General features: G+C 39.1%; 20 protein-coding genes. 3 read left to right on the top strand and 17 right to left on the bottom strand.

Annotated features, from left to right (window positions below; translation table 11 throughout):
• Positions 1-175: 175 nt before the first annotated feature.
• The 12 genes from QM867_RS00915 to QM867_RS00860 all read right to left on the bottom strand — a co-directional run bounded on the left by QM867_RS00915 (position 176) and on the right by QM867_RS00860 (position 10471).
• On the bottom strand, positions 176-919 hold the full coding sequence (locus QM867_RS00915) for a lysostaphin resistance A-like protein (RefSeq protein WP_414314941.1): 744 nt from the start codon (positions 917-919) through the stop codon (positions 176-178).
• 147 nt (positions 920-1066) lie between these two features.
• Positions 1067-2422, bottom strand: coding sequence for a 23S rRNA (uracil(1939)-C(5))-methyltransferase RlmD (rlmD, locus tag QM867_RS00910; RefSeq protein WP_414314940.1), 1356 nt, complete (start codon positions 2420-2422; stop codon positions 1067-1069).
• 72 nt (positions 2423-2494) lie between these two features.
• Complete coding sequence (locus QM867_RS00905) at positions 2495-3469, bottom strand: DUF1002 domain-containing protein (RefSeq protein WP_049509015.1); 975 nt, start codon at positions 3467-3469, stop codon at positions 2495-2497.
• 82 nt (positions 3470-3551) lie between these two features.
• Positions 3552-4154 (bottom strand): lysozyme family protein, encoded by a 603-nt coding sequence (locus tag QM867_RS00900; RefSeq protein WP_075231768.1) that lies wholly within the window; start codon positions 4152-4154, stop codon positions 3552-3554.
• Entirely contained in the window at positions 4154-5128 is a 975-nt protein-coding gene (locus QM867_RS00895; RefSeq protein WP_414314939.1) for a nucleoid-associated protein, read from the bottom strand. Before QM867_RS00895 ends, QM867_RS00900 begins: the two co-directional genes overlap by 1 nt.
• A gap of 7 nt (positions 5129-5135) precedes the next feature.
• A complete protein-coding gene (gene glyA, locus QM867_RS00890; RefSeq protein ID WP_414314938.1) occupies positions 5136-6392 on the bottom strand; it encodes a serine hydroxymethyltransferase in 1257 nt (418 codons plus the stop codon).
• 66 nt (positions 6393-6458) lie between these two features.
• Entirely contained in the window at positions 6459-6890 is a 432-nt protein-coding gene (locus QM867_RS00885) for a GNAT family N-acetyltransferase (RefSeq protein ID WP_248034340.1), read from the bottom strand.
• A 1-nt stretch (position 6891) separates the two neighbouring features.
• Positions 6892-7494, bottom strand: coding sequence for an L-threonylcarbamoyladenylate synthase (locus tag QM867_RS00880; RefSeq protein ID WP_414314937.1), 603 nt, complete (start codon positions 7492-7494; stop codon positions 6892-6894).
• A complete protein-coding gene (gene prmC / locus QM867_RS00875) occupies positions 7478-8314 on the bottom strand; it encodes a peptide chain release factor N(5)-glutamine methyltransferase (protein WP_414314936.1) in 837 nt (278 codons plus the stop codon). Before prmC ends, QM867_RS00880 begins: the two co-directional genes overlap by 17 nt.
• Complete coding sequence (gene prfA / locus QM867_RS00870; protein ID WP_223339630.1) at positions 8314-9393, bottom strand: peptide chain release factor 1; 1080 nt, start codon at positions 9391-9393, stop codon at positions 8314-8316. Before prfA ends, prmC begins: the two co-directional genes overlap by 1 nt.
• Positions 9394-9402: 9 nt before the next feature.
• Entirely contained in the window at positions 9403-9882 is a 480-nt protein-coding gene (locus tag QM867_RS00865) for a GNAT family N-acetyltransferase (RefSeq protein WP_414314935.1), read from the bottom strand.
• Positions 9872-10471: a thymidine kinase gene (locus tag QM867_RS00860; protein ID WP_414314934.1), complete on the bottom strand. Its 600-nt coding sequence runs from the start codon at positions 10469-10471 to the stop codon at positions 9872-9874. Before QM867_RS00860 ends, QM867_RS00865 begins: the two co-directional genes overlap by 11 nt.
• Positions 10472-10593: 122 nt before the next feature.
• Between QM867_RS00860 and QM867_RS00855 the strand changes: the two genes are divergently transcribed.
• On the top strand, positions 10594-10776 hold the full coding sequence (locus QM867_RS00855) for a 4-oxalocrotonate tautomerase (RefSeq protein WP_001117401.1): 183 nt from the start codon (positions 10594-10596) through the stop codon (positions 10774-10776).
• A gap of 122 nt (positions 10777-10898) precedes the next feature.
• Complete coding sequence (gene mnmE, locus QM867_RS00850) at positions 10899-12272, top strand: tRNA uridine-5-carboxymethylaminomethyl(34) synthesis GTPase MnmE (protein ID WP_414314933.1); 1374 nt, start codon at positions 10899-10901, stop codon at positions 12270-12272.
• 393 nt (positions 12273-12665) lie between these two features.
• Here mnmE and hemH read toward each other — a convergent pair whose 3' ends face one another.
• Complete coding sequence (gene hemH / locus QM867_RS00845; protein WP_414314932.1) at positions 12666-13760, bottom strand: ferrochelatase; 1095 nt, start codon at positions 13758-13760, stop codon at positions 12666-12668.
• A gap of 154 nt (positions 13761-13914) precedes the next feature.
• On the opposite strand from hemH, the gene pepT reads away from it, so the two are divergent.
• Positions 13915-15138 carry a peptidase T gene (pepT, locus tag QM867_RS00840; protein ID WP_414314931.1) on the top strand — a complete coding sequence of 408 codons (1224 nt, stop codon included), beginning with the start codon at positions 13915-13917 and terminating at the stop codon, positions 15136-15138.
• Between the two features lie 76 nt (positions 15139-15214).
• Here pepT and QM867_RS00835 read toward each other — a convergent pair whose 3' ends face one another.
• The 4 genes from QM867_RS00835 to QM867_RS00820 all read right to left on the bottom strand — a co-directional run bounded on the left by QM867_RS00835 (position 15215) and on the right by QM867_RS00820 (position 23016).
• Positions 15215-18421, bottom strand: coding sequence for a pneumococcal-type histidine triad protein (locus tag QM867_RS00835; protein ID WP_414314930.1), 3207 nt, complete (start codon positions 18419-18421; stop codon positions 15215-15217).
• Positions 18422-18428: 7 nt separating this feature from the next.
• Positions 18429-19358, bottom strand: coding sequence for a metal ABC transporter solute-binding protein, Zn/Mn family (locus QM867_RS00830; protein ID WP_075231577.1), 930 nt, complete (start codon positions 19356-19358; stop codon positions 18429-18431).
• 153 nt (positions 19359-19511) lie between these two features.
• The gene (locus QM867_RS00825; protein ID WP_414314929.1) at positions 19512-22079 is read right to left on the bottom strand and encodes a pneumococcal-type histidine triad protein; all 2568 of its coding nucleotides are present in this window, start codon (positions 22077-22079) and stop codon (positions 19512-19514) included.
• A 7-nt stretch (positions 22080-22086) separates the two neighbouring features.
• Positions 22087-23016, bottom strand: a complete 930-nt coding sequence (locus QM867_RS00820; protein ID WP_315639053.1) for a metal ABC transporter substrate-binding protein — start codon at positions 23014-23016, stop codon at positions 22087-22089.
• Between the last annotated feature and the right edge of the window lie 45 nt (positions 23017-23061).

The following is a 23061-nucleotide window of genomic DNA, read 5'->3' as shown; positions in this document are numbered from 1 at the left end:
AACAAAAGGCAATGAAAATCATTTTAAAATGATACTGTGGAACGGAAAGATTTTCGCTAGTTCCAAAAGAAACGATATTCATCACTCCACTTTAAATTATAATAGATAATTCTCTAACATAGATCATCTAATTAGCAAATCGTTACTTTCAATAAAGGATAGCCTGATCTAAATTTTAAAATGTTGTTTCCTTACTAATTCTATTACTAGCCAATATAGTATAAACCAAATAACCAATAAAAATGATAATAAAAATAACATTAATTTTTAACACAAAATAGAGATTTAACAAATTTGCGAACGCATGAAATAATAGACAGTACCCCACAGATTTCGTTTGACGGTAAAGAAGCCCAAAAACAAAACTTAAAAATAATGTATATATAAAAAATAGAATGAAAGGAAATCCTTGATGACTTTCTCCAACTATAAACCATAAAGGCAGATGCCATATTCCCCAAATTGATCCTACAATCAAATTAGATTGCCAATAAGCATATTTTTTATCAAGTAAGGGTTGTAATATTCCTCTCCATCCTAATTCTTCATGTCCACCACCAAAAAAAATTAGTTGTATAAAGAATAATGGCATCAGATAAATTGATACTTCATTTAATTCTAAGGAAGATACAGAAAATAGTATCAAAATCGCTAACAAATGAATGATGAAATAAACACTACTATTTTCTTTCTTACTAAATACAAAATGTTTAAATTTTATATTATTCCTTTTCAAATAAAAGCCACTTGCAATAGCTGGTCCAAGTGCACCTACTATATGTAAAGTTCTTCCTATAATCGTTTCTAATCCAAAAATATGAGATTGCGTAAAGATGGCAAGAATCCCCCAAGCTATATAAGTAATTCCAAATGTACAATAAAGATAATTTTTTAAATTCTTTTTGTCAATTTCTGTCATTTTATTGCCCTTATCTTGATTATTTTATGAATAATATTTTTACTGCTTCTTAGTTGCTGTCGATTATAACTACCTATATTCTATCACAAAAACACAAAAAAAGCCTTACAATCAAGGCTTTTGATTATCCCTTTCGTTCAAAGGTTTCTAGGCTTTTACCATCAAAGCTACACACTCAACGTGATGTGTTTGTGGAAACAAATCCACCGGCTGTACTTTCTTCAATTCATAGCCCAATTCTTGGTAGAGTTTGATATCCCGCGCCATGGTAGCGACGTTACAGGAGATATAGGCGATGCGTTCAGCTCCTGTTTGGGCGCTTGCTTTGATAAAGCTTTCGGTCAAGCCCTTGCGTGGTGGATCGACTAGGATTGCAGTTGGTTGGATGCCTTCCTTGAGCCAATTCTTCATGGCATTTTCAGCTGTGTTACAGACATAATGGGCATTGGTGATGCCGTTTAAGCTAGCATTCTTCTGGCTATTCTCTACTGCTTCTGGGATGACTTCGACACCATAAACTTCCTTAACATGCTTAGCGACAGATAATCCAATAGTTCCAATTCCTGAGTAGGCATCAATGACCACATCATCTGACTTCAACTCTGAAAAGTCAATAGCTGTCTGGTAGAGCTTCTCAGCCATTTCTGTATTGACCTGGTAAAAGGCTGGTCCAGAGATTTGGAAATCATTGCCCAACATTTGGTCTGTAATGTAATCTTGACCATAGAGAACCCGCCATTCTTTTCCAAAAATGGCATTGGTATTCTGGTCATTGATATTTTGCATGACAGACACAATCTCTGGGAACTGCTTGATGACTTGTTCGATCAACTGTTCAACTCGGAAAATTTTAGGTCGGGTTGTCACCAAGATAACCATGATTTGACCTGAATGATGGCCACGACGAACAACAAGGTTACGAATCAAGCCAGACTGTTCCTTCTCATCATAGGGTTTTAAGTCATAGCGACGAAGCAAATCACGTAATGCAAGGATAACTTGGTCTATCACTGGATCCTGGATATAAAAATCTTCAAGAGGCATAAGATCATGAGAATTCTTACGGAAGAAACCAGTCTCCAGAACACCATTGACACGACGAACAGGAACCTGAGCCTTGTTACGATACTTTATCGGATTTTCCATGCCAAGAGTATCTGAAACCTCTACATCCGTGATTCCAGCAATCTTATAAAGGCTGTCTTTTACTTGCTTGGTTTTAAACTTGAGTTGCTCTGGATAAGCTAGATGCCCCAAGTCAGCAATGCCTGAACGTAGGTAATCCAAATCTAAGTCTTGATTACGATGTGGAGATTGTGTAAGATATTCCTCTACCTTACCAAAGCCAATCTTCTTGTTGACTTTAAGGACACGCATAAGGATTTTTTCAGTCGGAAGAGCATTCTCTACAAAAAAGACCAAGCCATCGACCTTGGCAACACCTGCTCCTTCATGGGTCAAATCGACAATCTCAACTTCTACAATATCATTTTTCTTTAACATATTTTTCACTTTCTATGTGCCGAAAAAAAGACGGCAACTGTTCTGTTACCATCTATTATACCATGAATTAACCTAAGCACCAAAACTCTTGAAAAAGTTTACAATTGCTTGCCAAATAGCACTGAGGATATTGCCACCGTCTTGAATAGCTTTATTAGCATCAAAGTTAAGGTCTATATTGCTAAAACTATCTCCTGCTTGCGCGACGATACTTTGTTTCAGATCCTTTAGAGTCTTTGTGAAATCTTCGTTATTGAGAATATCACTCTTGGAAAGATTGAAGGCAAAGTTGATGATGATATTAATCTGATTTCCTGTTATAACCTGATCCAACTTATAATTTTTCAACGTATCTTCAACAATCTTACGAACATCATCTTCAGTAAGCTCACCCTTAGACTCTTTAGCTTTAGCGATAGCAGATTTGATATCGGCAAGGGCTACATTGAGTTTATTGGCATCATAGCCTGATTTGTCCTTGTTTTCATCGTTAATGTCTGACAAGGCTTTTAGCTCTTCCTGAGCTAGGTCTTTATTTTCTTGAGGAAGTTGAACACCATTAGCTTCTAATGAATAGTAAATACCTGCTAGGGCACTTTCACCTGTTACAGGGATTGGAGCAGCTACGGTTATACGAGCATGTTCCACACCCAAGGTAACGGCCGCATTACGGTACATGTCTTGGGTCACTTTAGTGATATTTTCAGGGGTTTCAATCTTGACTTCAAGTGGAGATTTTTCACCTAATTTTTGAATTTTGGCAGACGAATAGAGCTGGAGACTAGAGTCATTGGCGACATTCATAATCTTTGAGTAGACATCTGGCGTCATAGTCTTCAGTTCTTTGGTATCTGTAGAGGCGTTATAGCCAAGTTTTTTTAATGTTTGATTTTTTTGATCTTCAGTAAGAGAAGAACCCAAGACGTACTCAGGTTGAACATAAGTTTCATCAATTACTTTTTGAACATCAGTGGCTGCTTGAGCGCTTTGCAAAGTTGCAACTGCTAAAAGAACTGCAGCACTAGTCAGAAAGAATTTCTTTCGCATGAGACGTTCCTCCTTTTCCTATCTAGGATAGTCTATTAGCCTTAAAGAAAGCTTATAAAAACACCTAGAATTTTCTAAGTGCTTAAAATAGATTAAAAAATTTAATAATGTAGAGATTTAGTTGAACCTGTCTAGAGTAATAATAGTTCCCTCCATCCACATAAAGTTCTCCACCTTGAAAGATGGAAATTGGATTGACATATCGATAGGTTTTTCCAGTTGTATTTCCTAAAATCGGAGCAACGGTATCTCTTGAGTATTGTTTAGCTAGGGCAAGGGTATTTTCTTTCCCATTTTGGGCGATAAAATCAATATAAGCAGGCCCAAAGTTATAGGCCTGTACAGCAGTCCAAGCATCTACACCCTTTTCTTGAGCTAAATAAAGATTCTCTGTCAAGGTTTGAATTCCCTGACGAATGCTACTCCTATTGTCAGAAATCGTATTTGTAGTTCCACTAGCAGACTCACTTGACTGCATCACGTCGCTTTCTTTCCCTTTGGTTTCGGTATAAATCATGGCCAGGACTAGTTCTTCATTTGCTGGCGTATCTTGCTCACTTAAAACCTCTCGTACCAAGGATTGATAGGTCATGACCTGCTTTACATCCCGATACATATGGAAAAGTTTATAGCCAGTAAATAAGATAAGAACAAGCACCAAGACCCTTCTTATAAATTTAAACATTATTTGCTTTGTATATCCTCGATGTTTTTGATTAAGATAGAGTAGGTACCATTGTCATTTTGGATAAATTCGACCGACTCAGCATCTTGGTAAATATTATTGGGGACGATTAACTCAATCCCATTTGACAGAGAAAGCTTTTGGTTTTCAAATTTCTTTAATTGACGACTGGCATCAATTTCATCAAATTGAACTGGCTCTGGCACTGCTTCCTTGACTTGGTCAATAAAACTCAATCGAGCTGTCAAATTGTTGTCAAAAAGGTCATTTGCCAATTTTTCAGGAGACAATTCATTGCTTTCTTCAAGGTTATTGAAAATAGCAGACTTGACCTTGGATTGAAACTGAAAATCATCTGTATTAAATGTTTCAGCAATTCTCTGAGCTGTTTTTTCCAGTTCCTTGATTGACTTCTTAGGTGAAATCTTTGGCTGAGCCTGTATCAGATTCTCAGAAAAATAGTTCAAAAAAGTTCCGTTATACTTGATTCGTTTTTCAATCAGGTGATATTTTCGGCTTTGAAGATTGACCACCAAGGCCTCATCTGCGCCTGTACCAAATCCTGGAAGATTGTTTTGAGTTAGCTTGATTGGATTATCAACCTCTCCACCAAGGTGGGTCAAGGTCTCACGCAAGGCAATACGTAGAAATGCAAAATGCTCTACTCCTTCTTTAGAAAACTGAACAAAAATCAAGTCATTGGTCTTGAGATTTTCAGAAATACTGAACTCCTCTTTCCAGAGATTTGCCAGTGTCACCGATGTCTCCAACAAATCATCTGTAATATGATTGAAGAAGGGATTTTCTTCTTCGAAAATCCCAGTCTTGGCTTCATCCGAATACACACGTTCGATTTTCTTGCGCAGATATTCTTCGATTTTTGGAGTGATATTGAGAAATTTATCCGCTAGAAACAACTCCGTGTCATCTGGGCTGAACTGATGGATAATAGCTCTCTTAATATAAATGTCCATAAAAATTTTAGTCCTCGTATAATGGGAAGGCATCTGTCAAGGCTTTGACTTCGCTTCTCACTTCTTCTAAAACAGCCTCATTTTCTGCATTTTTAAGGGTTTTAATGATAAGTTCAGCCACTTTACGGCTCTCTGCTTCACCAAAACCACGTGCAGTTGTTGCCGCCGCACCGATACGAATACCACTTGTCTTAAATGGTGACAATGTTTCGTAAGGGATTGAGTTTTTATTTAGGGTAATATTGACCTCATCTAGCAAGTTTTGAGCAACTTTTCCGTTTTCTACAACTTTTGTTACATCAACTAGGAAGAGGTGGTTTTCAGTTCCGCCAGAAATGATACGGAAATCAGGGTCTTGCAAGAAGACATCTGCCATAGCCTTGCTGTTCTTAATAACATTTGCTGCATATTCCTTGAATGCTGGGTCCAATACCTCTTTGAAGGCAACAGCCTTAGCAGCAACAACATGCTCTAATGGCCCACCTTGGATACCTGGGAAAATAGCAGAATTAATCTTCTTGGCAAGATCTTCGTCATTAGTCAAAATCAAACCACCACGTGGTCCACGAAGGGTTTTGTGGGTCGTTGTTGTTGTAATATGTGCATAAGGGACTGGACTTGGATGAAGACCTGCAGCAACCAAACCAGCAATGTGCGCCATATCGACCATGAGTTTAGCACCAACAACATCAGCAATTTCACGGAATTTCGAAAAGTCGATAATTTGAGAATAGGCTGAAGCACCAGCTACGATGAGTTTAGGTTTTACTTCTTGGGCTTGTTTCAAGATAGCGTCAAAGTCCAAGAGCTCTGTTTCTGGATCTACGCTATAAGAAACAAAGTTGTAGGTTTGGCCTGAGAAACTTACTGGAGCCCCGTGAGTCAAGTGACCACCTGCTGCCAAATCCATCCCCATGACCGTATCACCTGGCTCAATCAAGGCCATGTAAGCTGCACAGTTAGCTTGGCTTCCTGAGTGAGGTTGGACATTGGCAAATTTTGCACCAAAGATTTCCTTTGCACGTTCAATAGCTAGACTTTCAACGACATCTACTACATCAGTTCCACCGTAATAACGGCGTCCTGGGTACCCCTCGGCATATTTGTTTGTCAAGATAGACCCTTGAGCAGCCATAACAGCCTTGGAAACTACGTTTTCCGAAGCAATCAACTCGATGTTGTTTTGTTGGCGTTCTTCTTCTTTGGCGATAGCATTCCAAAGATCTGCGTCATAAGCTTTAAAATCATCTTTGTCAAAAATCATAGGTCTTCTCCTTTATAGTGTGACAGGTCTTTAGTTTGTTTTTACAACAAGAATATAAAATCCAAACTAAAAAATGCGAATAAACCGTTTCTGCACTTTATCGCAAGTATAACCAACTTTTTCGTAAAATGCATGGGCACCCAGACGATGGTCTGCAGAATTTAAGCGAATAAAGTTATAGCCTCGTTTTTTTGCTTCTTGTTCCAATCCTTGGAGCAAAGTTTTTCCGATACCCTGGCCCTGTGTTTGAGGCAAAACAGCTAAAGCTAGAATATTAAAACCTGGTTTTGAATAAAGGGATTCATAAACCTCGGCATGGACATAGCCAAGTAAGTCATGGCTGGTCGAATCCTCGAAACCCAGTAGGTAGTGATGGGAGTCCTGAGATAACTTAGCTAGTTGACTAGCCGTTTCCTCTAAACTAAACGAATAACCTAAAGCTTCTTTATTAATCTCACAAATAGCTGTAACATCTGTTGTTTTCAAATCACGTAGCATGTCATACCTCCTCAAAAGGAATTGTTGGTATCTTGGCAAGGATATCTTCTCGAGTAATCGCTCCTTGGCGTAGAATCTTCACCTTATCGCCAGATAGGTCTAAAATAGTCGAATCCTGACCTGTTAAAAATGCATCGTCTTCAAGTCCCACGACCTCTTGCTCAAAATCATGAAGGATCTTGTGAAAATCTACTCCACTTGATTGACCTGAGATATTGGCAGAAGGTCCGATTAAGGGGCCAAATTCACGAATCAATTCCAGAGTTACAGGATGACTCGGCATGCGAAATCCAACTGTCGTCAAGTCTGAATTGACCCAGTAAGGAACCTTGTCATTAGCTTCTAAGATAATGGTCAAAGGGCCTGGCAAAAAACTTTCAACCAGTTTATTGAGATAAGGTGGCTGATTCTTAGAAAAGTTCAAGATATCGTCTAAACTTGCGACATTGAGATTGAGCGCCTTGTCTCTAGGACGACGTTTGAGCTGGTAAACATGGTCAACTGCCTTTTTATCCAAAGCTTTTGCAAAGAGACCATAAACTGTTTCTGTCGGCAAAACTACAGCTCCACCATTTTCAAGCTCTTTCTTAATTTTCTCCATCATCAACAACAACCATCCTATCTTGGCCAAATTGGTCTTTCAGAGTACGAACTCGTTTCTCTGGAAGATTTTCCATAAAGAGAGCGGGCACACTTTTTCCTTGTTTGTAGCCAATTTCAAGATAAATCTTACCACCATCATTTAGAAAGTCCTTTGATTCTTCCGCAATTCTGCGATAGATCGCTAGACCATCCTCATCTGCAAAGAGGGCTAAATGTGGCTCTGAATGGAGAACATTCAAACCTACTTCTGCCTCATCTACTCGAGATATGTAAGGTGGATTGGATACAATTATATCATATTTTGAAGAAATTTCGGAAAAACAGTCAGATTTAATAAAGGATAATGTTAGACCTTGATTATTAGCGTTTTCCATCGCCAAATCCAAAGCATCTTGAGAAATATCGGCAGCTGTGATTGTCCAATCAGGTCTATTTTTAGCTAAGGCAAGAGCGATAGCACCACTCCCTGTTCCAATATCCAGAACTTTAAGATTTTCCTTTGGATTCTCAGCCAGGGTGAGCTCCACTAGTTCTTCTGTCTCTGGACGGGGAATCAAGACCCGCTCATCTACTTTTAACTGCATTCCAAAGAATTCAGCATGACCGATAATATACTGGGCAGGTATATGATTTGCCAATTTCCTATAAATGTCCTCTACAAACTGTCTTTCTTTCTCTGAAATTTCTTGCTGAAGAGCAAAGACAAAGTCTGTAAAAGATAGATTTTTCAGGCCACGATAGACAAAGGAGAGGCTTTCTGCTTCCTCTCCTTGCGCTATCAACTTTTCCTCAAAATCTTTAAACATTTGAGCTAATTTCATTATTTGTTTAATTCTTCCAATTTTTGTGTTTGGTCATAAAGAACCAAGGCGTCCACAACTTCATCTAGTTTACCAGACAAAATCGTATCTAGTTTTTGAAGAGTCAAGCCAATACGGTGGTCGGTAACACGGTTTTGTGGGAAGTTATAAGTACGGATACGTTCTGAACGGTCACCAGTACCGATAGTAGACTTACGCTCTGCGTCCTGCTCGTCTTGGGCAATCTGTGCAAAGTGGTCAGCAACACGCGCACGAATGATCTTCATTGCCTTCTCACGGTTTTTCTGCTGGGTACGTTCTTCCTGCATTTCAACCTTGATATTGGTTGGCAAGTGAACAATACGAACGGCAGTCGCAACCTTGTTGACGTTCTGTCCACCAGCTCCAGATGCGTGGTAAATATCCACACGAAGGTCTTTGGGATCAATATCGTATTCTACTTCTTCGACTTCAGGCATGACAAGGACAGTTGCTGTTGAGGTATGGACACGCCCTTGGCTTTCTGTCACAGGGACGCGCTGTACACGGTGAGCACCAGACTCATACTTGAGTTTAGAGTAAACAGACTGACCAGAAACCATAGCAACTACTTCTTTAAAACCGCCAACACCGTTCATTGAAGCTTCCATAACTTCAAAACGCCAGCCCTGAGCTTCAGCATATTTTTGGTACATGGTTAGCAAATCGCCAGCAAAAAGTGCTGCTTCATCACCACCTGCAGCTCCACGGATTTCAAGGATGATATTTTTGTCATCGTTTGGATCTTTAGGAAGGAGCAAAATCTTCAGTTTTTCTTCATATTCTTCTTTTTCAGCCTTAGCGTCTTTCAATTCTTGCTTGGCCATTTCTTCCAAGTCAGCATCTCCGCCTGATTCTTTAATCATTTCCTCAGCATCGACGATGTTTTGAAGAACTTGTTTGTATTCACGGTAAGTTGTGACGGTATCACGAGTAGAAGCTTCTTCTTTGGAGAGCTCCATGAAACGCTTGGTGTCTGAAACGACATCCGGGTCACTCAGCAATTCTCCCAACTCTTCATAACGGTCTTCTACAGCTTGTAGTTGATCATAGATATTCATTTTTTCTCCTTATTTCTCAATTGTTAAATCGTATATTGCTACTACTTCGTTCTCAAACATTTCCCCAGTTTCTTTAAATCCATAACTGAGGTAACAAGATCTTGCATGTTCATTTTCTGGTTCATAAGACAACCAAAGTTTATTGGATAAACCTGCTGGCGCTGTCCGAACATAGTCTAGCACCTTATCCATAATTGGTTTAAAATATCCTTGATCTTGAAAATGCTTATCAATCATGAAACGAAAAAGTAAATAATTTCCATTACTAATTCCTATCTTTTTATCATATGCTAACATCACAAAACCTATGATTGCATCATTATCGTAAACTGCCAATGGAGCTACAAAATCTCCATTTTTTGTGTAGACATATGCTTCAGCTAAACTAATTGCGTTGGTAGCAATAAATTGTTTTTGATATTCTTTAACATCCAAATTCAGAACATCAAAATAATTTTCCATTGTAACATCTCTTAGTTCAATTGTCATAGTCTTGTTCCTTTTTAGATGTTATCAGTGGTGCAAAATAATGTTTACGGCAAACCGAGATATAGGTTTCATTGCCACCTATCTGGATCTGCTCACCATCATAGACTGGCAGACCATTCTGCGTACGCAACACCATGGTCGCTTTTTTCTTGCAATACTGGCAAATGGTCTTGATTTCGTCAATCTTGTCTGCTAAAAGCAGAAGATATTTTGAACCTTCGAATAGTTCATTGCGAAAATCATTTTTTAAACCAAATGCCATAACAGGTATGTCTAACTCATCGACAACACGCGCTAGGTCGTAAACATGGTGACGCTTTAAAAACTGGGCTTCATCGACAAGTACACAGTATGGAATTTCAGGTAAATCTCGGATAAATCCAAAAATATCCGTTGTTTCCTCAATAGCAACTGCTGGTCTTTTCATCCCAATTCGACTTGAAACATAGCCAACACCGTCACGCGTATCCAGAGCCGAAGTCATAATCACGACTCCCTTTCCTTGCTCCTCATAGTTATAGGCTACCTTGAGAATCTCAATCGTCTTGCCTGAGTTCATGGTCCCATAACGATAATACAACTGTGCCATGCTTCTATTTCACGTCCATTCTAAATTTTTGCTACATTCTAGTATACCATATTTTCTCAAAGCTTTAAACGGCAAATTGTGGTAAAATAGAAGAAATCAAATAACTAGTGGAGGACGCAATTATGCCATTTGTACGCATCGATTTATTTGAAGGACGCACGTTAGAGCAAAAGAAAGCCCTAGCCAAGGAAGTTACGGAAGCTGTTGTTCGCAACACTGGTGCACCTCAATCTGCTGTTCATGTCATTATCAACGATATGCCTGAAGGAACCTATTTCCCACAAGGTGAAATGCGCACTAAGTAAAGCTTAAGCAATCTGCTTAGGCTTTTCTTTATAAGTAACATTCATTGAAGAAAATACTAAAATTTGTTACAATTTGAAGAGATATTAGTCTATACAAACAAATAAACTATAAAGGAATTGAAATGATTACACGGGAATTTGATACCATTGCAGCCATCTCGACACCACTTGGTGAAGGAGCTATTGGGATTGTTCGTTTAAGCGGAACGGATAGTTTTGCCATTGCGCAGAAAATCTTTAAAGGCAAGGACTTGAGCAAGGTTGCTAGCCACACTCTTAACTACGGCCACATTGTTGATCCTCATTCAGGTAAGGTTATGGACGAGGTCATGGTTGGAGCTATGAAGTCTCCAAAGACCTTCACTCGTGAAGATATTATCGAGATTAACACCCACGGTGGAATCGCCGTAACCAATGAAATTCTCCAATTGGCTATCCGTGAAGGGGCTCGTATGGCAGAACCTGGTGAATTTACCAAGCGTGCCTTCCTAAACGGTCGTGTGGACTTGACTCAGGCTGAAGCTGTTATGGATATCATCCGCGCCAAGACTGATAAGGCTATGAATATAGCGGTCAAACAATTAGACGGTTCTCTATCTGACTTGATTAATAATACTCGTCAGGAAATCCTCAATACACTAGCACAAGTAGAGGTTAATATCGACTATCCTGAATACGACGATGTTGAAGAAGCCACTACTGCTGTTGTCCGTGAAAAGACCTTGGAGTTTGAACAACTCTTAACCAATCTCTTAAAAACGGCACGTCGTGGGAAGATTCTCCGTGAAGGGATTTCAACGGCTATCATTGGTCGTCCAAACGTTGGAAAGTCTAGCCTTCTTAATAACCTCCTGCGCGAAGATAAAGCCATTGTAACTGATATTGCAGGAACTACTCGAGATGTCATCGAAGAATACGTCAACATCAATGGTGTACCACTTAAGTTGATTGATACTGCGGGTATCCGTGAAACAGATGACATCGTCGAACAAATCGGTGTCGAGCGCTCCAAAAAAGCTCTCAAGGAAGCTGACTTGGTTCTACTGGTTCTAAATGCTAGTGAACCACTAACTGCCCAAGACCGACAACTTCTTGAAATTAGTCAAGATACTAATCGAATCATTCTTCTCAACAAAACCGACCTCCCAGAAGCGATTGAAACTGCTGAGCTTCCAGATGATGTCATCCGTATTTCGGTTCTCAAAAATCAAAACATTGATAAGATTGAAGAACGGATTAACAACCTCTTCTTTGAAAATGCTGGCTTGGTCGAACAAGATGCTACTTACTTGTCTAATGCCCGTCATATTTCATTAATTGAAAAGGCGGTTGAAAGCCTACAAGCTGTAAACGAAGGCCTCAAACTAGGAATGCCAGTTGATTTGCTTCAAGTTGATTTAACTCGTACTTGGGAAATTCTTGGAGAAATTACTGGTGATGCTGCTCCAGATGAACTTATTACTCAGTTGTTCAGCCAATTTTGTCTGGGTAAATAACATAAAAACTAGGTCAAAAAAATACTAGTCACCTAAAAAGAGGTTGGGACAAAAAGATCCCGACCTCACTTTTTATTATCAATCATAATTTGACGCGATAGCTGATTGAACTTTTTGTTCGTCTTTTAGACTCCAAAAAGCTCCTAATCATCCTCGCGGGGCTGGGACTACGAAATCAAGACTTTGTCTATCGATTTCTGTCCCACCGCCTTTTCTTTCACCTTCTAAGTTATATCCTACCTTAGCAGAAATCTGAAACAAACCTTATACTCAATGAAAATCAAAGAGCAAACTAGGAAACTAGCCGCAGGCTGTACTTGAGTACGGCAAGGCGACGTTGACGCAGTTTGAAGAGATTTTCGAAGAGTATTACCAGTTCTTTTCTATTTTCACTTAGTCTTTAGGTAATTTGCCAGCTTTTTCAAGCATTCTTTTGATTAAATAAGGCATCTTGACATTTTCACGACCTTTTTTCTCAATTAATTTTTTAACAAATTCTGGCATTTGTAAGTCTTGTGATTCATCTAAAATATTCTTAGTTTCCTCCGAAGGGACTAATTCATCAAAGGTTTCTTCTTCTGGGAGGAATTCTCTAAATTCTTTATGTTCGTTAGCTCGGACAATATTGACCAAGGCATCAATCAAACGAGAATCTGTATTTGGCATTGGTGGACGATGGTAGTTCACCTCCAATTCCTGACACAAGTCATGACATTCCACATCGTTGTCAAACAATACTTCAATATGCTCACTGATAAAACTAATAGGCACAAAAATATAATGCTCTGGATGTTCTTCCTGTTCTCTAAGATACTCCAATACATCTGGTTTAATCCAAGGAATACCAATATCACTTTCGCTCTGCCAAGTGTTGGTATATTGCTCTGGTTTCAAGCCTAATTTCTCAGCAATTAACTTGCTATTTTCGAAAATCTGGTCGATATAGGGATCACCAAAATCCAAGGCAAAAATGGGCACACTGTGGGCAGAAAAGATGACTTTAAAGCTATCCTGTTTCACCTTTTCTTTTAAAATTTTAGCAATTTCAGCTGTCCAATAGTTTAATAGTGCTTCTTCTTGATACCAGTCCTTAATAACTAAAAACTGAATTTGTTTGCTTTCCAGAAACTTTTCGTACCCCATGACAGAGTAAAAAGAATAGTGTGGCTCCAAAATCAAGCAAATACACTTTTCAATTCCATCTGCTTCCATTTGCCGAATCACATCTGGAATAAAAGGGGTTGAAAATTTATTGGCAAAATACACACTATATTCATTTCCTAACCTAGCTTCTACCAAAGCAACTTCTTCACGGGTAATTTTTTGAAGTGGAGTTCCTCCAATTCGAACATAATTATCATAGAGTGTTTGAATCTCGTGATCTTGAGGTCGAACTCCACGACGAATGTTGGTAAAAAAGTCGGCTACTCCTTCAAAGGTAATCTCTTCTGGTGAACCAAATGTCATCATTAAAATCGCTTTTTTCATATTTCCATCCTTGTGATATTTTTATCTTTTTTATTGTATCACTAAAGTAGCCATAAGTAAACGCTAACATAAGGATTTTATCTTCCTTCTGATTTTTGTTTTTCTCTTCTTTCTATGATACAATGGTTTTAAAACAAGGAAAAAAGGAGTTTTTATGAAATACCCAACATTGTTGGAGCGTTTTTTGACTTATGTCAAAGTCAATACACGTTCTGACGAACATTCAACCACTACACCAAGTACCCAAAGTCAAGTAGACTTCGCAAGCAATGTCCTCATCCCTGAGATGAAACGTGTTGGTTTGCAAAATGTCTACTATCTACCAAACGGTTTTGCTATCGGTACTCTTCCAGCTAACGATCCTAGTTTGACTCGTAAGATTGGCTTTATCTCCCACATGGATACAGCAGATTTTAATGCTGAAGGTGTTAACCCGCAAGTTATTGAAAATTATGATGGTGGCGTTATCGGGCTTGGCAACTCTGGTTTCAAACTAGATCCAGCGGATTTCAAGAGCTTAGAGAAATATCTAGGGCAAACCTTGATTACAACTGATGGAACTACCCTTCTCGGCGCTGATGACAAATCTGGTATCGCTGAGATTATGACAGCTATTGAATACTTGACTGCTCATCCTGAGATTAAACACTGCGAAATCCGTGTCGGCTTTGGACCTGATGAAGAGATTGGTGTCGGTGCCAATAAATTTGATGCAGATGACTTCGATGTCGACTTTGCTTATACAGTTGACGGTGGACCTCTTGGTGAACTTCAGTATGAAACCTTCTCTGCTGCAGGTGCTGAACTTCATTTCCAAGGTCGTAATGTTCACCCAGGAACAGCTAAAGGACAAATGGTTAACGCCCTTCAGTTAGCGATTGATTTCCACAACCAACTCCCAGCTGGTGACCGCCCTGAATTGACTGAGGGCTATCAAGGTTTCTACCATCTCATGGATGTATCTGGTAGTGTTGAGGAAGCGCGTGCTAGCTACATCATTCGTGACTTCGAAAAAGAAACCTTCGAAGCGCGTAAAGCTGCCATGAAAGCTATTGCTGATAAGATGAACCAAGAACTTGGTAGTGATCGTGTTACTTTAACTTTGACGGATCAGTATTACAACATGAAGGAAGTCATTGAAAAGGATATGACTCCAATCACCATCGCTAAATCAGTAATGGAAAATCTTGATATTACACCAATTATCGAACCTATCCGTGGCGGAACAGACGGTTCTAAAATTTCCTTTATGGGAATTCCAACTCCAAATATCTTTGCTGGTGGTGAAAATATGCACGGTCGTTTTGAATACGTTAGCCTACAAACAATGGAACGTGCTGTTGACACTATTATTGGGATTGTAGCTTATAAAGACTAAAGAGATCGGGAAAAAATTCCCGACCTCTTTTTTATCAGCAGCCTACTTTTGACACGGTAGCTGTCTGAACTTTTTATTATTCTGCTACTTTTTCTCTTGTTTCTGGAGAGCTAGTTGCAGGAGTTAAGTTTGACTCAGCTTGTTTATCGTTTGTTTCTGTATTGGCTGTTTCTGTGCTAGCTTCAGCTGGCTTGACTTTGGATTGAAATTCTTGGTTTAACAAAACGATTTCTTGAGCAAGAGCTAAAAGAGCTTGCTTATCTTTGCTTGCGGCACTAAGCTTGTCAAATAAGGCGTCCACTTTTTCAAAGTCAGCATCAGAACCATTATTCATTTCTAAATAAGTATGAAGGGCAATGACACCATTATAAAGTTTTTGGTAGAGAACTAAAACCTCTGGGTCTTGTTTGACATTCTCACGTTCATTCTGAATAGTTTGTGAAATACGCTTCAGAAGATCTTGGACTTGCGTATTTAATTCATCAAGATCTGCGTCATCTTTATCTAGAGCAGCTTTCAGATTTTTAACTTCGTCAGCAAGTGAAGCTTTAACACCTTCTTCTTTCACTTGGCTTACCAATTCTACAGCTTTTGTTAAAAGTCCTGCCACCTGACCTTTTAAGACATGGTTACTTTGTTCCTCAGGTTGAATATCATCAAACAAACCTTTCAAGAACTCATAAACTGCAGTTTTAGCACTATGACCATCCACTTTTTCAGTGTCTAGGATCGTTTCAGAAGGTTTATGAGCAACAGGTTCATTCTTCACTGCTTCTTCAACTTCTAGTTTTGTTTGATAGATTTCAGGGAAGAGTTTGTTCAAGTCAGTTGCCTTAAGGAAAGATTGTGACTGATAAAGAGTCCAAGTTAAGTTAGCAACTTTATTTCTAAGAGTGTCATTTAAACGACCATCTGACAGATGTTGATAGAAATACTTAATGTATTCGACTGTCGTAACACCAGTACGATCATTAAAATCTTGCAGAGCTTGTAGTTTAGCTTCAACTGCATCTAAACCAGCCTCATCTTGAGCCAATTTAGTTTCTTGGAGTTGAGCCAAGAGATCCTTTTTAGGAAGTCCATAAGCATCCGTATCCAAGGTATTAATCTTATCTACTAAAGCTTGATATTTCTTGTCTAAAGGACTGATTTCTGTTGGTTTTACACTAGAGTCAACGTGGATATACTGCTTGTCAAAGAGATCTAAAGCAGCCAGATAACCAGCTGTTGAGTTGGTTGAGAGCTTCTTCATATTTTCAGAGAATTGTCCCAAGGCAAGCTCAATTTGTCTTTGTAAAATTGGTTTATCTTTATAGACTTCACGACTTTCTGCTAGAAGTTGATCAACCTTATTTTGAACAGTAGCTTCATCAAAGGCTCCTGGTTGGTAGTTAGATTGCAAGGCAGGAATCTTATGTTTCAAAGCCACTTCATAGCCTTTAGTTTGTACTTTGATGTAGTGATTATGGTCACCATGAGGGATAACAAAGCTACCATTTTCAACCTGCAAACTATAAGGAGAAACGCCATCACGTAAAGCAGTTGTATAGAGTTCGTTTAGGAAATCAAGCTCTGCATCACCTGTTTGGAGAGGAATACGAACGTGTTCCTTTCGAACTGCATAAGGGTGAATGTGAGTTGGGTCATAAGCCTGGTCTGGATTTCCAAATACAAAGAATCCATTTGAAATTCGGATCGCTTCAAGCGGAACACCATAAGTTTTAGAGATATAAACTATCTTTTCTTCATCGCTGGCGTCTCGAGAGAAACTTTCTACAGTCTTGGCAAGAGGTTTTACAGGCTCTGCCTGATGGTGCCCATGCAAATGCTCTTGCGCTGCCTTAATCTGATCTGCTGATAAATCTTTTTTAAAGAAATAGTGATTGTGGTCTCCATGAGAAACGACAAAACCTTCCTCATCTTCACTTATCACTCGGTCAGCATCAAATCCGTGATCGTGGTCTTCACCATGGTGGTGATCATGCCCGTCTTCATCATGGTGCTCATCTGATGGATTAGGTTTAACTTCGGTTTTACCTTTCAAGTGTTCCTGAGCTTCTTTAATCTGTTTGGCCGTCAAATCTTTCTTGTAAAAATAATGATTGTGGTCTCCATGTGAAACTACAAAACCTTGCTCATCTTCTCTAATCACTCGCTCAGCTGCAAAGCCATGATCATGTTCATCTTCATGATGGATGTTATGAGTTACATTTTCATGGTCACGCTGAACTGTTGGTTTATTTTGATTTTCTAACGGTTTTGTTGGTGTTAGAACACCTCCAAGTGGTATCAAACGAGCAATTTTTTGCTCCAAAGCAGACATACTACTATAAGGAATGAAATGGTAGTGATTACCGTGTGGAATCGCAACTCCTGATGGTGTACGACTAGTAATTTTAGCTGGATCAAAGACTAAGCCATCAGATTCTCGATAGCGTTGACTAACTGGTAAAGCATATAACTGAGCGAGAAGACTTTGGAGGCTATCCTCTTGATCTACTGGGATGCTTGTTGCTGGGCTATCGGCTTGAGAACTTGGTGTAACACTTGAATTTGGTTTATAATCCGTTAGGCTTGGTTGACTTCCTCTTCCAGCTAGATAGGCTTGAGCTGCTGCTAATTCACTAGAAGATAGGGCACTCTTTGGAACGTAGTGATAATGCCCACCGTGAGGAACGATATAAGCATCACCTGTATCTTCAATGATATCTGCAGCATTAAAGACATAACCATCATCCGTTGTATATCGACCTTGTGCTCTGGCAGCAAGAACTTCCTCACTTGCACTACCACTATCTGATGTGTGTTCTTGTTTTTGCTGCTCGATTTGTTCTTTGGTGCGAATATTATCAGCGTGACTCACATCTTTTAGATAGACATAGTATTTACCGTCCACTTTGATGATATAGCCACCTTTAATCTCATTGACAATATCTTGATCACGCAACTGATAGTTCGGATCTTTCATGACCAGTTCTTCGCTAAAGATAGCATCATAAGGCACCTTACCATTATAGTAATGGAAATGGTCGCCGTGGGACGTTACATAACCTTGATCAGTGATCTTGGTAACAATCTGTTCAGCTTCTATTCCTTCCTTCTTGCTAACTTGATCTGGTGTCAGAGATTCATTCTTCTTAGCTTCAGATCCTTTACCGTCAACATAGGATACACGATTATCATCTTTTTTCTCAGGTGCTTGATGTTGATTTAAAGCATAAACGCAGATACTTAAAGCAAGGACCACTGCAGATCCTGCTAGATATTTTTTATTAATCTTCATAATCTCCTCATTTCAATTCTTCAGCTAAGATAGCCATATTTTCTTCTAGGTTTTCTATGTAGGACTTGTCATTTTGTGGGTCTGCCTCTAAAGGATTGAGGGTTTTCAGACTCACACCTGTTGATTTGACAAGTGTATCAGCTACCTTTGATGAAGCGTTACTCTCTGTAAAGATGGTTTTGACCTTATAAGTCTTTACAAATTCCTGGATTTCGGTTAACTGTCTTGGACTTGGTTCTTGGTCAGGAGAGATTCCTGCAATCCCAAGCTGATTGAGTCCAAATCGTTTTGCCAAATATGAAAAGGCTGTGTGTTGGGTCACAAATGTCTTTTGATTTGCTTTTTCAAAGATGGGTTGGTATTTCTTAGTTAAGTCATGAGCCTTAGCACTAAGGTTCTGTGCATTTTTCTGATAGGTATCCTTGTTGGCACTGTCCAGTTCGGATAACTTATCAGCAATTATCTGTGCTTCTTCTGCAACCTTTTCAGGATCTAACCATGTGTGAGGATCGTACAAGGTCTTCTCATCAATCCCATCTCCTGCCTGCATATCTTCTAAGCCAGGCACGCGCTCCAAGGTCATACCTTCAGATGCTTCCAACACCTTTACCTTGGACTTTTGTAGGCTTGGATCCAAACTTCCCGCCCATGACTCTAATGTGTGAGAATGATAAACAAAAACATCGGCATCATAGATGGCTGCAATATCATTTGCAGAAGGTTCAAAGGAATGGATACCAGAACTAGACTGAATCATCCGAACATCATTTAGATCACCTGAAACCTCTTTGACCATAGCATAGACAGGATAAAAACTGGTCACAATCTTCATCCCCTTAGTTTCATCACTCTTGTCTTGACTGGTCTTTTGTCCACAAGCTCCTAAGACAAGAACAAAGAAGGCAAGCATGAGCCATAGGATAGTTCTTTTTTTCATAACAACTCCTTAACTAGTATTTAACCATTTAATTAACTAGTAAATAGTTTATCTTTATTTAGAAAATATGTCAAGAATTTTTACACAATTTCATAAAAAAGAGAACAGAATCCATATTCTGCTCCCTTTTTATCTTCTATAATAGTTGTATAGTTACTTACTCTCCTTTAACAAGATTAATAGCTTTTCAGCTTCTGCCATAATAGTATTGTTGTCCTGAGAACCAAATAACAGGTTATTTTTTAATCCTGTGAGAGTTTCGTTGGCATTAGACTTAAGAATTGGATCCTGAATCTTTTTAAGTAACTCTTCCGCCTCTCTCAGTTTTTCTTCAACCTTTTCAGTTTCAACCTGAGGTTCCTCTGGTTCCGATGGTGATTCTTCTTCTGATTCCCCTGGTCCTTTTGGTTTTGGAGATTCTGCTTTCTCATTTTTCGGTTTTTCTTCGCGAGGTTTTTCCTCCTCAATTTTTTCTGTCTGAGGTTTCTCCTCTGTTGGTTTCTCTGTTTGATTGTTAGCAGTTTGACTATTGTGGTTTCTGTGAACATGGTCGCTCGCATTGCCCCAACCACTATCTGAATGCGGACGTTCGTTTGGATGTTCGACATAATACTTCACAGTTTCAAATAGCTCTTCTAAAGTATACCCCTTAGGTGCCTCATAAAGTCCTTCGTCAAACCACTCAAATTTGATGTTATGGTAATGGTCATAATGAGGTATAATCAAACTTCCATTTTTAACTTCCACAGTATGTTGGAGATTGTAAGGCATACGATCAAGTGGTACCTTCTTAGCTGCTTTTACTCGATTGTAAATCGCTTCTGCTCCCTTAGCTTCAGTATTTCCTGAACTTTGATGATTTGTTGAAGGAGGTGTCAAACCTTTCTCTTTAGCATAAGCTTGACCTGCTGCTCTTTCAGCTTCAGACAAACTATCTTTCTTAATCCAATGACTGTGGCTCATATGCGGAGTTACATAGGCATCCCCCTCATCACTGGTGATATCACGAGGATCAAAGATATAGCCATCTTCTGTTGTATACTTGCCTGCCAACTTGGCTACTTGAATCTCATCATCTGTGTAAGTTATTTGTGCATTTGGTTTTCCTAAACGTTCTGGATGACGAATCGGCGCTAGAAAAGCAAGGATATCATCAACTAACTTGACTTTATCACTTGACTCATCGTTGAGACGTTCCAATAGTCTATCCAAAGCGTCAAAATCAGCTTGGCGCCCTTTATTGGAAATCAAATCTTGATGAACTGTTGCTAGTAAATCATAAACTTTGTTGTAAAATTTTTGATAAGCAGATGCAAGATTGGTTTTCTTAGCTCCTAACTCATGAAACAAACTTTCTTGTTTGGCAAGTTTATTATCAATGGCTGCAACAGTTTCTGCTGAAAGTTCCTTGGCAGAAATATAACGCGAAATTCCATTCTCTTCGAAGACATAACCATCATCCACCTTTCGAATCGCCTGTTTTACCAATTTTCCATCAATTGGATTGCTTGGAGCTGGTTGAGGATTTGGTACAGGTTGTGGACTTGGTATTGGGGTAGGCTCTGGAGCAGGGATTGGAGTCGGAATTGGTTTTAATTCTTTACCACCTGCAGTAGTATGATTTCCTTGATAATTTTCAGAAATCATTCTCGCAATCTTCTGCTCTAAATCAGACATTTGAGAATAAGGGATAAAGTGGTAATGATCTCCGTGTGGCACTGCAACACCATTCGCAGTTTTTCTTGTAATTTGCGCTGGATCAAAGACAAGCCCATCTGATTCCACATGTCGTTGGCTGAGTGGCAAGGCATAAAGTTGTTTCAAAAGACTAGATACGTCTTCACTTGGACTTGCTTGATAACTATTATCCACTTGTGGGCTAACAGTTGGAGCCCATCTTCTAATATTTGTCTCAACATTACTATGATTTGTTTGTCCATATGAACTACTATTCGATGCCTCTGATGAGCTGCTAGAAGAATTTGTTGACGGACGATACCCAACTGAGCTTGGTTGATTACCTTTTCCAGATAGGAAGGCTCGAGCTGCAGCTAATTCACTGGCAGACAAGTCACTCTTAGGAATATAATGGAAGTGATTGCCATGTGGAACGATATAGGCATCACCTGTATCTTCTATGATGTCAGATGCATTAAAGATATAACCATCATCTGTTGTATAACGACCTTGAGCTCTTGCAACAACTACCGCATTATCATTAGAACCACCTCCGTGATTACTACTGTGTTCTTGCTTCTGACGAGTGATTTCTTCTTTTGATCGAACATTATCAGCATGTGATGCATCCTTTAGATAGACATAATACTTACCATCTACCTTAATCACATAGCCACCCTTAATTTCATTGACAATATCTGAATCCTTCAACTGATAATTCGGATTTTTCATTAGCAATTCTTCACTGATGATAGCATCATAAGGAACCTTGCCATTATAGTAATGATAATGGTCCCCATGAGAAGTCACATAACCTTGGTCCGTAATCTTGATGACAATCTGTTCAGCATTAATCCCCTCTCGCTGACTAACTTCATCTGGTGTCAAGTTCTCTGCCTTTTGACTCGGTTGTTTACCATCAATGTATGAAACACGGTTATTTTCTTTTACAGTTTGGGCTTGATGCAAACCTAGTTCATAAGCACAGACACTTAAAACAAGTGCAGCTGCTGACCCAGCTAGATATTTTTTATTGATTTTCATTCTTTCCTCACTTTAATTCTTCTACTAAAATACTCATATTTTCTTCTAGATTTTCTAGATAAGTCTTGTCATTTTGTGGGTCTGCCTCTAAAGGATTCAGAGTTTTAAGACCCACACCTGTTGATTTGACAAGAGTTTCAGCTACTTTTGAAGAAGCATTACTTTCTGTAAAAATCGTTTTAACCTTATAAGTTTTAACAAATTCCTGAATTTCTGTTAGTTGTCGTGGACTTGGTTCTTGTTCAGGAGAGATGCCTGCAATACCAAGTTGATTAAGTCCAAATCTCTTCGCTAGATAAGAAAAGGCTGTATGTTGTGTTACAAATGTTTTCTGAGTCGCTTTTTCAAATTTAGGCTGGAATTTCTTAGTCAATTCTTGAGCTTTTTTGATAAAGGCTTGCGCATTTTTCTGGTAAGTTTCTTTATGCTCACTATCCACCTCTGAAAGTTTATCAGCGATAATCTGAGCTTCTTCGCCAGCTTTTTCAGGATCTAGCCAAGTGTGAGGGTCATAGAGCGTTTTTTCATCAACTCCATCCCCTGCTTCCACATCTTCTAGCCCTGGGACGCGGTCTAAAGTCATTCCCTCAGAAGCCTCTAAAACCTTAACTTTAGATTTTTTAAGATTGGGATCTAAACTTCCTGCCCAAGATTCGAGCGTATGAGAATGGTAAACAAAGACATCTGCATCATAGATGGCAGCAATGTCATTTGCTGAAGGTTCAAAGGAGTGAATTCCGCTACTTGACTGAATCATCCGAACATCATTCAAGTCACCAGATACTTCCTTGACCATAGCATAGATAGGATAAAAACTGGTCACAATTTTCATCCCTTTAGTTTCATCACTCTTATCTTGACTGATCTTCTGTCCACAAGCTCCTAAAACGAGAGCAAGGAAGGCAAGCATGAGCCATAGGATACTTCTTTTTTTCATAACAACTCCTTAACTAGTATTTAACCATTTAATTAACTAGTAAAC

It is taken from the genome of Streptococcus infantis, from assembly GCF_047463635.1.
Classification (GTDB): domain Bacteria; phylum Bacillota; class Bacilli; order Lactobacillales; family Streptococcaceae; genus Streptococcus; species Streptococcus infantis_W.
This window is presented reverse-complemented; position numbering and strand designations above follow the sequence as displayed.